General features: G+C 43.7%; 10 protein-coding genes. 1 reads left to right on the top strand and 9 read right to left on the bottom strand.

Annotated features, from left to right (window positions below):
• Nucleotides 1–262 precede the first annotated feature (262 nt).
• From crr to JEZ96_RS10290, 5 genes are all read right to left on the bottom strand, one after another.
• Complete coding sequence (gene crr / locus JEZ96_RS10310; RefSeq protein ID WP_011789218.1) at nucleotides 263–772, bottom strand: PTS glucose transporter subunit IIA; 510 nt, start codon at nucleotides 770–772, stop codon at nucleotides 263–265.
• A 73-nt stretch (nucleotides 773–845) separates the two neighbouring features.
• Entirely contained in the window at nucleotides 846–2,549 is a 1,704-nt protein-coding gene (gene ptsP / locus JEZ96_RS10305) for a phosphoenolpyruvate--protein phosphotransferase (protein ID WP_198779800.1), read from the bottom strand.
• A 43-nt stretch (nucleotides 2,550–2,592) separates the two neighbouring features.
• Nucleotides 2,593–2,850, bottom strand: a complete 258-nt coding sequence (locus tag JEZ96_RS10300; protein ID WP_011789220.1) for an HPr family phosphocarrier protein — start codon at nucleotides 2,848–2,850, stop codon at nucleotides 2,593–2,595.
• A gap of 22 nt (nucleotides 2,851–2,872) precedes the next feature.
• Nucleotides 2,873–3,268 (bottom strand): ACT domain-containing protein, encoded by a 396-nt coding sequence (locus tag JEZ96_RS10295; protein WP_011789221.1) that lies wholly within the window; start codon nucleotides 3,266–3,268, stop codon nucleotides 2,873–2,875.
• A gap of 132 nt (nucleotides 3,269–3,400) precedes the next feature.
• Nucleotides 3,401–5,038, bottom strand: a complete 1,638-nt coding sequence (locus JEZ96_RS10290) for a methyl-accepting chemotaxis protein (protein WP_014610503.1) — start codon at nucleotides 5,036–5,038, stop codon at nucleotides 3,401–3,403.
• 359 nt (nucleotides 5,039–5,397) lie between these two features.
• Here JEZ96_RS10290 and JEZ96_RS10285 point away from each other — a divergent pair, with 359 nt between their 5' ends.
• A complete protein-coding gene (locus tag JEZ96_RS10285) occupies nucleotides 5,398–6,120 on the top strand; it encodes a DUF3334 family protein (protein ID WP_011789223.1) in 723 nt (240 codons plus the stop codon).
• 72 nt (nucleotides 6,121–6,192) lie between these two features.
• Here the strand turns inward: JEZ96_RS10285 and JEZ96_RS10280 are convergent, their stop codons facing one another.
• The 4 genes from JEZ96_RS10280 to recB form a co-directional block, all read right to left on the bottom strand.
• Nucleotides 6,193–6,831 (bottom strand): 3'-5' exonuclease, encoded by a 639-nt coding sequence (locus JEZ96_RS10280; RefSeq protein ID WP_025007710.1) that lies wholly within the window; start codon nucleotides 6,829–6,831, stop codon nucleotides 6,193–6,195.
• Between the two features lie 80 nt (nucleotides 6,832–6,911).
• Nucleotides 6,912–7,304: a hypothetical protein gene (locus JEZ96_RS10275; RefSeq protein ID WP_025007709.1), complete on the bottom strand. Its 393-nt coding sequence runs from the start codon at nucleotides 7,302–7,304 to the stop codon at nucleotides 6,912–6,914.
• Between the two features lie 12 nt (nucleotides 7,305–7,316).
• Complete coding sequence (recD, locus tag JEZ96_RS10270) at nucleotides 7,317–9,377, bottom strand: exodeoxyribonuclease V subunit alpha (protein WP_025007708.1); 2,061 nt, start codon at nucleotides 9,375–9,377, stop codon at nucleotides 7,317–7,319.
• Nucleotides 9,374–13,129, bottom strand: coding sequence for an exodeoxyribonuclease V subunit beta (gene recB, locus JEZ96_RS10265; protein ID WP_061783343.1), 3,756 nt, complete (start codon nucleotides 13,127–13,129; stop codon nucleotides 9,374–9,376). The genes recD and recB overlap by 4 nt, the downstream gene beginning before the upstream one ends.
• Between the last annotated feature and the right edge of the window lie 9 nt (nucleotides 13,130–13,138).

Here is a 13,138-nt window from a genome sequence, read left to right as displayed (position 1 = left end):
CGAGAGCCAGCGTAGACGTTGATTTTTTTGGGTTTTGCGTGAGGTAATGTGGGTTATTTGGGAATGAGAATTGATGAGTATTATCGTTGATCAGAGAAGCCTTTTTGGCCAGTCTAGGTTAACTTACTTAATGGCACATTGCAGGTGTATATCTTAGGCTAGATCCTATGAGCTAGCCTAGATGTTGTGACAGACAGTGTGATCTATAGGTACGCAGTGCGGCGGCATAGAATGGATAAGCGGTTTTAATTTATATTCATCATTAAAGTTGGACAGTAAAGATCACATCTTTACCTGCGGTCACACTTCCCTGAGCTTTATCAAGATATTTAACGTCTTCCATATTGGCGAGGACTACAGGGGTAAGCAAACTCTCGACTTGATCCCTAAGATACTCAATGTCAAACGCTAAAATCGGATCGCCAGCTTTTACAGTTTGGCCTTCTTCCGCAAGTCGCTTAAAACCTTTGCCACGAAGTTCAACGGTACCCACTCCAAAATGCACAAATAGCTCTAAACCTTGTGGTGACTCTATGCTAAAGGCGTGGTTGGTTTCGAAAATTTTACCAATAGTTCCATCAATTGGGGCAAGCATTTGATCACCTTTAGGCGCAATTGCAATGCCGTCTCCAACAATTTTTTCTGCAAAAACAACATCTGGGACTTTTTCAATGGCGACAATATCACCACTCACAGGTGCATATACCATGATACCGCCGGCTAAATGGGGTTGCCCCGATACCAATCGTCTTATGCGGCTTAGAAATCCCATAATGTTGAGCCCCTTGTATTGATTTTTGTCATTATTTTTTCGATCCGTGATGCAGCATAACGAATAAATTCTACTATTTATAGCTTGTTATACATTGCTGTAAGGTTGCAATTCTATCTTGTTGTAATGCAGTGTGCGCTAGCGCAGAAAATCGTTCAAAATCCCCTTGGCAGATGGCAGCTTTAACTTCTAGCAGGGAATTTAAATTCACGCTCAGTTCATCAAGACCCATACCAACCAATAAGGGCACCATAAGAGGTGAACTGGCAAGTTCACCGCAAAGTGATACTTTAACGCCTGCTGATTTCGCCTGTGATATGGTCATTTTTATCAGGGCAAGTATCGCAGGGGAGAGTGAGGGATAGTCCCGTGTAAGCTGCGGATTTGTGCGATCGGCTGCCATGGCATATTGGGTTAAGTCATTGGTGCCAATACTTACAAAGTCCAGTTTAGGCAGCATGGCACTGAGGTTGAGTACTGCGGCAGGTGTTTCTACCACAATGCCGTAACTCAATTCGCCATAACCTTTTTCTTCTTCCTCTAACGCAGCTTGACATTCGGCAATCAGCTTAAAAATTTGTTCGAGTTCCTCGACTTGATTGACCATCGGAAACATTAATCGAATTGGGCCATGATTAGCGGCCCGGAGCGTGGCTCGCAATTGGGTTTTAAACAGTTCAGGGTGCGCCAAAGTGTAGCGTATTCCCCGTAACCCGAGTGCAGGATTCTCCTCCACTTCCTGATATAGACAAGGCAATTCTTTATCGGCCCCTATATCTAAGGTCCTAATAGTGAAAGTTTTTCCTCCAAGAACATGTAATGCCTCGCAATATAGGCTGTACTGTGCTTTTTCATCGGGTAAGGTTCTGGCATTCATTAGCATAAATTCGGTACGAAATAACCCAATACCGTCGGCACCAACATCACTTACATGGGTGATATCGTTCAAGTTGCCCACGTTTGCTAATAGGCTAATCTGGTGCCCATCTTGAGTTTGTGCAGGGACGTTTTTATAGTCATCGAGTGCTGCACGTCGAGCCTGTTCATGGTGCAATGTGACCGTCAGCCGAGCTTGCTCCTCTGGCGTAGGCTTTACCCACAATTCGCCATTAAGGGCGTCGAGAATTAAGGGCGTACCATTGGGAATACATTCGGCATCAAACTGGCAACTTAAAATAGCGGGAATTCCCGCGGCTTTGGCTAAGATGGCGGTATGGCTGGTTAACCCGCCAGTTTTCAGAACGATACCGCTAATATGTTCCTTTGGCAGCAAAGCAAACTCAGCCGGGGTAAGATCTTGAGCGAGCAAAATCGTGGGAGAATGTAGTTTCTCTAAGCCTTGATCTAAGTGGCCATGGATGGCAGAAACGAGACGTTGCCCAAGGCTGCGCACATCCTGCGCCCGATTGGCTAAATAGGGGCCGTCAAGGGATGCTAATTCATTAGCTTGGTGAGCGAATATCCGCTCAACTGCGACGCTGGCAGATAATTGCAGAGTCCTAATGGCATCTTTGACTTGCTCAATAAGTTCTTCATCTTGTAACAGCAATAAATCGGCTTCAATAAGCTGATAATTTTCACATTCGGCAGAAAGTTTAGCTTGGCTATGGCTAAGTTGTTGTTGTAGTTCCTGTAATGCTTTGAAAAACTTTGCTTGCTGTTGTGGGATCCTCGCGAGGGGAATGGGCCGATAATCGAGGTAGTTTTTGGTGTAGTTAAGGTGTAATGCCTGTCCAAAGGCAATACCCGATGACACTATGATCCCTGTTATCGACATATTGATTCCTACAATTTACGCGTAATTAAATGCGAAATAGAGTTTAACTTAAGGTAATTAAGAGTGTGGAGACTTTTTCAACTGCATCCTGTGCATCTTCCCCATCGGCAAACACTCTAACAGTAACACCATGATATAAACCTAATGTTTGTAATTTAAATAAACTTTTAGCACTGGCTTGTTTACCATTGCACTCCACTAAAACATCACAGTTAAAGGTTTTAGCCTCTTTGACGAGTAATGCTGCTGGGCGAGTGTGAATACCATGTTTGGCGGTAATAGTGACAAATTTTTCATACATAGCGGATCCACTCTTTTACGTTCTACTGTGTTTCTTGTGATTCGATAACTTGATAACCCTGTTTTCTTAGAGCATCAATGGCACTGGTGAGACGACTTTGTTTCACCAAAATATAGTCGGTATCGAAAGTTGAAAGAGCAAAAATACTGATTTGTACGTCGGCTAATGTACTAGAGACTTTCGATAAAATGCCCGTCATTGAAAAACCGAGAGGCCCAAGCACTTCTATACAGCACCAATGGCCTTCTTGTTCAAGACTGTCTAGTTCAACATCACTGCCGATAACGACCGTAAAACCTTCTGCAGTTTTACTGATAAAATACACATCTTCGGCAAAGATGTTGCTCGGTAGTTGGGCATTGGGGCTAAAACTATGTATGGTGTATTGCCGAGTGTGAACGGCTAAAGTCATGCGCATCGGCTGTTCCTCTGTTGATATTTGTGACAGGATACCCTAATCCTATTGGCTTAGGCGTGAGGTTTTTTGTTTTGAAACATTTTAATTAAAAAAGGCGCCGATTGGCGCCTTTTTACATGTACCTTGGGCCAATTAGATTTTAAATTGACCTAGTGTATGGGACATATCTTGGCTAATGTCCTGCAACGATTGTGCTGCATGGCTGTTACTTTCATTTGCTTTGACCGAAACTTCGGTTAAATCTGAGATATTACAGATATTTCGGTTAATTTCTTCTGTCACTAATGACTGTTCTTCCGTTGCGCTGGCAAGCTGAGTATTCATATCACTAATATGGGCAATCAATTGCAAAATAGCCGCCATTGATTTACCTGCTTCGTGAGCTTGAGCTTGCAGTTCATCGGATTGATGTTGGGTTTGGCTATTACTTTTCATCACTGAGCTAACACCGGATTGGATCTCAGTGATGATCTTCTGAATCTCATTCGTCGAATCTTGAGTACGGTTAGCTAACGCTCTGACTTCATCGGCAACGACAGCAAAACCACGACCATGACTACCCGCCCTTGCGGCTTCAATCGCTGCATTGAGTGCCAGTAAATTGGTTTGTTCAGCAATACCGCGGATCACATCAAGAATACTGCCAATTTGCCCTGAGGCAACGCCAAGTTTTTGGGTTATGGTTTCAGAGGCTTTAAGCTCTTGAACGAGTTTCTCAGTGTTGCGGACGGTATTGTCTATTACTATTTGGCTTTGCTGAGCTTGTTCTTTAACACTATTTGCTGCATCTGCGGCTTGTTGGGTATTGTTCGCCATTTCATGGGTAGTTGAGAGCATTTGATTCACCGCGGTAGCAACACTGCCTGTTTCACGATGAATATGCTCAGCACTTTGATTGGACTCTTCAACGGCTTGCATTAATTGTTTTGCATCGTTATCTAATGAATGGCCAAGAGGTTGTAAGTGGCCAATCATATCGCCAATTTTTTGTGCAAAAAGATTAAAAGCTTGGGCAAGGTGGGCTATTTCATCTTTACCTTTAGTGCTTAAACGTTGGCTTAAATCCCCTTCACCTTGGGCAATGTCTTCCAATGCTTCAATGGCATCGTTAAGTGGTGAGGTGATGGAGTGATTTAATACGAGGAAAAAGGCAAAAATGGGGACAGAGATTAAAAACATGATAATCAGATAATCAACGATGACCGATTTAAGGTTTTTTTCTACATCGCTAAGATATGCGCCAGTAACAATCGTCCAGCCCCATTGAGGATAATAACGGGCTTCGGCAAGTTTATCTTCAATCACATTAGTGACAGGATTCGTAAATGGATATTCTAAGGTGGTTTTTGCATTTTTGCGCGCTAACGGCAACATAGTTGCTAATGGGGTTGAACCATCTGTCAGCTTAACATTCATGGCAGAAGTGCCAATTAAAGCCTTATTTTCACCGTGTGCAACGATTTGATTTGTATCATCTATCACAACAAAATAACCCGCGCCAGCATAACGAATTTGGGTCATTAATGCCGCTGCAGCTTTTTTTGCCTCTTCTTCGGTGGATTTCCCATTAAGGGCATCTTGGCGATGGGCATCGAGTATGCTCAAAACACTGCCAAGTTGCCCGTCGATCTGTTGCCATTTCTGCTCTATCAAATTGTTGTACTGTAATTTTATTGAAAAGCTAGCAAAACAAACAGTACCTATTGCCGCCATGATGAGCATTATCATCAGTCGTTGCAATATTGTCAGTTGACGTAAAAATGTGATCATTTGGGTTCCTTAAAGGCACAATACACACAAAAATAGTGTAACTCAATATACATGCGAATCATTGTTAATTGAATCACTTACTACTAAATTTAGTAACAGGTTAATAAGAATCGAAGGTTTCTTTGATCTTAAGCAGGATATCTTATTCAACGGTTTTGAAAAGTGAGTGTTAACGAGCCTATTCTTTATTCGCCCTGTTTTTGAATTGCCATATCATCTGGAAGACTAACCTAATATCAATAGGTTACAGATTTTTCACGGTTTTATTCTTGATAAAAGAGGCTAATCAATTGTTTTAGTTTTGATTTTTTTGGGTTTTACGCGCAAGATTAATTCATCGTTCAGTTTGAGAATTGATTATGACTACAGATACAATTGTTACTTCGGATGATATTTTACTTAAGCTATGTCATTCGGTGGCCCACGTGTTATCGAGCACGAGTGCTAGCCATGTTAGCCATGCGGGTATGGTGCAGAGTATTGCTCGGACTCGCCTTAAGCCAGATCTTGGCTGTTTTTCTATTTTTGATGGTGGTTTTTCTGGACTTGTCGTGATCAACTTTTCAGCTTCCGCCGCCATTGAGATCTATCGTCGGTATATGTTGAATATGGGAATGCCGGAGTCCGAGTTGGCGTTTTCCCACACTTCTGATGAAGTGGGAAATGTGATGGGGGAGTTAATGAATCAAATTCTTGGTGATTTTATTAATAAAATCTCTAAAGAGTTGCAAACATCCATTAGCCAAAGCCAACCTAAGATGTTGACTATTAATAAAGAGTTAACTATTTCTATTGATGCAAATTTAGATGATGCTGTCGCAAGAAGGGTGTCCTTTAAAACAGAAAATAACCATATTTTTTACCTTGAGTTTGCAATGGATAAGACTGAATTTATTAAGTTGGACGAGTTTGAATACGATGAGGAATTCGATCCAGATAGTTTGCTTGAGCAACATGGTAATAACGGTGCGAGTAACGATAGCGATGTATCACCTTGGTCCAAAATGAAAGATAAACCCGCGATAGCCTCACTTACAACAGATGCTAATGCCGATGATTTACTTGACCAATTAGGCCTTTAATTAATAAGACTCTTAATCTGCGCAATAGACGAATGTGCACAGCATTCGTCTATTTTAGTGGGGTTAAGGGTTCTATTTCGCGCTGTATTGGCGGATAAATTTAGCCACATCGGCTTTTGTTTTTTGAGTTATTTTTTGCATTAGGCTAAAAGGCGGTGATGTGATCGCAAAATCACGCTGTAAATCCGCCAGCATGGCTAACCATAAGTGGCCAGTCATTTCTGCATCGGCTAAAGCTCGGTGAAAGGTGCCGTTATTAGGCAATTGTTTATAACGTACTAGAGTCGCCAGTTGATGATTGCTCGCTAAGGGGTATAAACGTCTTGCCAGTAGTAAAGAACAGGCAAATTGGCCTTGATACTGGTGGTGGATATGGGCAAATTCAGCATCAAGAAAGCGTTGATCGAAGCCTGCATTGTGTGCCACTAAATGGTTATCGCCAATAAAATCGGCAAAACGTGCCATCACTTCGTGGCAGGGGGCGGCATTTCTCAGCATTTGGTTGCTGATCCCTGTGTAGTCTTCAATAAAAGTGCTGATCCTAAAGCCAGGATCCATTAGCTCTGAAAATCGTTGGGTTATCACGCCATTTTCAATCAATACTGCACCAATTTCGATGGCTCTAGCTCCTTGATTGGGTGATAAACCCGATGTTTCAAAATCAAGTACGACGAGGGTATTTGCTGGACTAAACGTTGGTCTTTTAGGCATAAATGAGTCGATTTATCTATTGTAGATTGACCTTCAATTGGATCTCGGTCACTGTTAAATTACGTGTGGTTATCATAGGGTTAAATTGCATAATCGAGATCGAAACTTATCTTTAAACCTAAGTTATAGGCGTGATTTTGGTTCAAATACTCCATTAATTCACTATCCATGATCTGTGCCAAGGTCATCGGCCTTGCCTCCCAGCGCGGTGCATGGCCTGCATCATTGCAGTGGGCAAGATACACACGATGTTTACTTTGCATTATCCCAAAATAGTGCATATTGCAGCGCTGAGCGATGGAAAGATAAGGCTCAAAATCGAGTGCATAAACCTGCATATTCTGAAATACGGACCATGGAATATAGCGGGTCTTTTCATAGCATATAGCGGGCAGATTTGCTTCCGGCGCTATGTTATCAAATAGCGCGGTAACCTCTTGTATGTTATTTAATTTAATGATGTTTTCAGCCATCAATCTTACTCCTTAACCCCAAAGTCTATCGGCAAGACCCGATGCCCTTTGGGTGACTTGGCTGCTGGCTCGCTCAAAAACTTGCTGGGTGCCTAAGCAAGTAAAATGTGCTTTCGCGCGGGTAATTGCCGTATAAATTAATTCTTTAGTTAATAGTTGCCACTGAGCTAGGCTTGGACTCGGTGGTAGCACCAAAGCCACGCGATTAAATTCACTCCCTTGGCTTTTATGCACTGTCATCGCGTAGCAGGTTTCATGCTTTGGTAAACGTGCGGGTAAGACTTTAAGCAGACCACCGTCGGCCTTAATAAAGTGTGCCATTAGGCGTTCGGGTTTATCTTCATCCTGTAGAATTAGTCCGATATCCCCGTTAAACAAGCCTAAGTTATAGTCATTACTTTGGATAATAATCGGGCGGCCTAAATAAAACTCCTGTTGTGGTTTGATAAGTTTGGCATGGGTGAGCGCTTGGGTGACATAGCTGTTAATACCTTCTACCCCATAATCACCCGAGCGCATGGCGCATAAAATCCGGTAGTGGTTAAAACGCTCGATAATTTCTGCGGTGCTAGGACGATTCCCTATATCCTGATTTAATAAACCGAGGTAATCGCCATATTGTGCGCATGCTTGTTCAAGCAGTAAGTTAAGCCCAGTGTTGTGTGCAGGTTCACTGATTTTAGCTTGGGTTTGGCTTAGATGAGTACTGTGTTCTAACCAGTTAAGCTCCGCAAATCCTTGGCGCCACACCTGTAGAATCCCTTGAAGATCAGCGCGATTAACTGCACTTGCAAGGAGTCCTATGCCCGCATCCCCTTTGAACCTATGGCTATGCATTAACATACATAAACTATCCCCTATTTTGGGGGACTGGCTGATAAATGGTGTTAAGTCATAGCCTGTCAATATACTGAGTTGTGTGGCCTGTTCGAGCGAATAGCGCATTTGCCAAAGTGATTCTTGTGTACCTCCTTGCGGCATAGGCAGTTTTAAACCTGCACAAATATCGGCAAGTACAGCACCCGCTTCAACGGAAGCCAACTGATCTTGATCCCCCAGTAAAATCAAACTGGCATGCTCTGGTAGGGCATTTAACAACTTATACATCATAGGTAAATCTACCATCGAGGCTTCATCCACGATCAATAAGTCGAGCCTTAACGGATTACCTTGATGATGGCGAAACTGAGGTGAATTAGGAATGACCCCAAGTAGTCGGTGTAAAGTCGAGGCCTCTTCTGGTATTCGGCTGAGTGCGGTTAAAAATATTGCTTGGCTATTGTCACTTTGATTAAGGCTCAGTTCTTTCGCAAGGCGGGCTTTTGAGGCCTTAATGGATTCACTTAAGCGCGCCGCGGCTTTTCCCGTAGGAGCGACTAAGCGGATCGTTTGGTTTGATTCCAATTGCAACAATAATAATAGCTTAGTCACCGTTGTGGTTTTACCTGTGCCAGGCCCACCGGTGATAATCGCCAGCTTTTTGCCAAGTGCGGTGGCCGTTGCCACTTTTTGCCAATCAATTATTTCGGCATTGTTGGCAGGGAATAACTGATCTAAGTGACTTTTGAGATCCTCAACTTTTACAGTATTGGTTTGTGCGGATAATTGAATTAACGAGGTGGCAACAGCAGTTTCAAACTGATGATAACGCTGTAAGTAGAGTCTGCCATTTTCGATAATCAGGGGTTTATTGCTGCCAGCTTGGCCCACGGCATCAAAGGTTTGCAGAATGCTAGTTAATTCATCAAGGCTTAATGTGATTTTACAATGACTGACTTGCTCTGCCATGGGGTTGAGAGGCACGATATGGGCAAGTACTAAGCAACTATGCTGTGAAGATAACTGTTGGCTCAACAGCGCACAGAGTAAGATAAACAGGGGATTTTGGCTATCACCTTGATGTAACTGACTCATTTGTAGTGCAAAATGCCGATCGAGCGATGTTATCAATCGCTCTTGCTCCCATTGTTTGAGTAAATCTGCTAGTGGCGCCGTAAGTTGGATGGCGCCATAGTCAACCCAATGTTCCGCTGAATGAGCGTGCGCATTTAAGCCGAATGTTGAGCGCATCATACCGTAACTCCAGTGTCGATAAATGGGTTATCAAATAAAGCATCCAGCGCATAGATCAGTGCCTTAGACGGTTTATCATAATAAATACCATAGCCAGGATATTGAGCAGACATTCCCCTTAAAAACAAATAATAACAACCCCCTATATGGGTGTCATAATCATATGCGGGCAGGCGCAATCGTAAGTATCTGTGCAGGGCGAGGGAATAAAGAATGTACTGTAAATCATAGTGATGTTCTTTAATTGCTCCCTGAAGAGCCGCCTGATGGTAGGCATATATATCATCACCGAGATGGTTGGATTTATAGTCAGCAATGTAAAATTTACCTTCATATTCAAAGGTTAAGTCAATAAAACCTTTCAGCATACCTTGAAGATCATCAAATTTAAGGGTTGACCTATAACCAAACTGATTCAATAACGCATTAAGCTGTGTATCTTTTAGCGCGTTAAGGGGTAAATAAAACTCCATTTCAACTAAGGTATCTTGTTTTGATAATGTGGCCAAATACAGCTTTGGATTGATAAGTGGAGTCGTCGCTTCGGCTTCAGCGGGCATCAGTGCAAGGGGTGCCTTGAGGATATCAAGATACCAAGCATGCAAGACGTCTACCCATTCGGCTGCGATACCATATTGCAGCATGGCTTTAGGAAGTTGCTCAGGTAAATCGAACTCTGCCTTTGTAAAATCAATTAGCTCGAGCACTAAGTGCATAAAACTCCCCGCGTTTGCACCGCGCTCAAAGTTAAAGCGATTAAGCCCAAATGGCTTAGGATCTAAGCTGTTATCGGTTTTAAGTTGGTCGCGTGATGCAATACCTTGTTCTAAGACACTAAGAGCTTCATCATCGGCACCGGGCGCGGCTTTACCGTGGCTGGTATTTTTCACTAAACCAGAATAACTGCCGACTCGCCAAGGTGTACTGTACTGGCGATGGATTGTTTTGGGGGCGAGTGTTTGCGTTGCATCATGGCTTGATGGCAATGTTTGCAGGCTAGTTTCTTCTGGTATTTTATCAATGCTAATCGCATCAATACCTTGAGCAAGATTTTGTGCTGCTTGGCTGATACGGTTAAAATCACAATCGGCATCGGTGATCCCCAGAAGATAGCCAATAGCGGTTTCATGGAGCTGACTTTTTAGGCCATTTTTGAGTTGACGGCTGTGGTTAGCGATATACAAGTAACACAGATACACAGGCCGAGTGAGTGCCACATACAATAGCCGGAGATCTTCGGCCAAGGTTTCTTGCCTAAACTGCTCCCAGCCTTCCTCTGTTCCTTCAATATCCCACACTAACGCTTGCCCATGAGTCTGGTTTATTTTGTGGTAAAGCATAGGTGTTGGGCGACGGCGATTGTCCCGCGCCAGACTGACAAAGGGCACGAAACAAACGGGGTATTCGAGTCCCTTACTTTTATGGATAGTGACGATTTGCACTAAATTCTGCTCGCTTTCTAGGCGAAGCTGTTGTTCATCTGTTCCTGTATTATCAATAAGTTGTTGTTCATACCAATTGAGTAGGGCACTTATCCCGTCGAGTTCCGTGGCCTTTTGCTGTAATAGTTCAGCTAAATGACGAAAGTCGGTCAAGCGCCGTTCACCGTATGTTATTTCTTGTTCTTGATTGCTATCCAACTTGGGCTGAGGTGCGTGCAGCAAACGTTCGATAAGCGACGTACTATTGGCAAGACTGAGCAGTGCCGGCATGATGCCGCGTTTTTGCCAGATAGTGTGTAAATCAAAAAACTGTTCTAACAGTTGTTGTCTCTGCTCTTCATTTTGGTTAAATGCATGAATTTGTTCTGCGTTATAACCAAGTAATGCCGTGGCGAGGGCGCTTCGCAGTGCGCGCTCATCTTTGGGGTTTGCCAGTGAGCGTAGGATCAACGCCATTTCTCGCGCTTCAAGGGTATCGAATACACTGTCGCGACTTAAAAACACGGCACCGATTTGGCGCTGACTGAGTGCCGCTTTCATTACTGCGGCTTCGTTACGATCACGCACTAATATGGCAATGTCTTTAGCCATTAATGGCCCTTTAGGGGTATAGCATTCACCATGGGCGGCACTCGTTAACAAACGGGTGATTTCTGCCGCAGCATCGTTAGCGAGTCGATGCCTTGCCGTGGTTTTATTTAGGCCATTTTCGGTTTCACTTAACAGTCTTACTCTGAGCGCAGCGGGATTTTCACTTGGCTCGGTTAAGATTTTATGCTTCGCGCTGCTGGGGGTTTTGACGCTGTCAAAGGGAATCGATTGACTGATAAAAGGATCGGGATGTCGGCTAAATAAATGGTTAACGCCAGCGACCATATTGGTGCTTGAGCGGTAGTTTGTATCTAAGTGGTAGTGGGCTTCAGTGGCTTTGCGAGCCTCGATATAGGTATAGATATCGGCGCCACGAAAAGCATAAATCGCCTGTTTAGGATCGCCAATCATCAATAGACTGAGGTTTTTTTCAGCATGATTAAGGTGATTATCAGTTGGTAAATTGAATGCGTGATGGGTTTGATAAATGCTTGAGAAAATAGCAAATTGCAGGGGGTCTGTATCCTGAAACTCATCAATCAATGCCACAGGGAAACGACTTGCTACCGCTTTGGGTAAGGTCTGACGGTTGGCATTTAATGCTTCGGCTAAGGTGGTGAGTAGGTCATCTGGCGTCAATACATTTTGTTGTTGTTTTTGTTTTGCAAAACGCGCGCTAATGCCCTGTTTAGCACTATACAAAAACGCGGGTTTAACGGCTTTTATGAGTGCCGCCAATTGCTCCATATGATCAAGCAGTGGAGCTTCGCTTACACTTGGGATCACGCCGCCTTTATTGAGCTTAAGTTCCGATAGGGATAAATCCTCCAATACTTTTATGGGCGGTAGACCATTTCCATAGGCAAGCCAATTATCTAAGGCATCGAACATCGCGGCAAGCTTGGGATAATGATCACTTGGCTTGCCAAATCGCGTGCCATTAAGTGGCAAGTTATGCAATAACTCGAGTAATCCATCACGGCCACGGGGCCAAGCTAACTTGAAGCGTTCTAAACTCTGGCTGAGGGATTGCGCTAAGGTGGTAAAGTTTGCTGTTGGGCTAAGCGGTTGCGCTTGGCTCGCCCCCAGTAATGGCCGCAGTTGTTTGATTAAACCGTCGGGCTCGCCAAACTCTTTTGCGATAACTTGGGCTAAGTAGTCTGGTAAGGGATAACAAGCCTCACGCCAAAAATCCCGCACAGCATGGTGCAGGAATTCGCTATCATCTAAGGTAAAGTCTGACTCGAAAAGCAGGGATGATTCAAAGGCAAGATCCGACAAAATTCGCTGGCAAAAACCGTGAATAGTAAAAATCGCGGCTTCGTCGAGGGATTTTAGTGCTAAATCGAAACGCCTAAGGGCAATTGAGCGTTCATCAACAGGCGTGTTGTCGTAAAGTGCTTGTACAAAGGGATCCTCAATCGGCAAGCCTAAAAAACACTTAAAGGCGACTTGAATGCGGCGACGAATACGATCCCTTAATTCTTCAGTTGCGGCATTGGTAAAGGTGACCACTAAAATTTGTTCACAGGTTAAAGGGGGATCGATGCCATCACCTAGGAGTAAACGCAGATAAAGACCTGAAATAGTATAGGTTTTACCCGTTCCTGCGCTGGCTTCTATCAGCCGACTGCCGCCAAAGGGCAATGTCAGTGGGTTAAGTGCCTCAGCCTGATGTTGTACTGTTGGCGTTTGGGTTGTCGTGTGTGTACTCAACATCCTATCTTC

The organism is Shewanella putrefaciens, assembly GCF_016406325.1.
Taxonomy (GTDB): domain Bacteria; phylum Pseudomonadota; class Gammaproteobacteria; order Enterobacterales; family Shewanellaceae; genus Shewanella; species Shewanella putrefaciens.
This window is presented reverse-complemented; position numbering and strand designations above follow the sequence as displayed.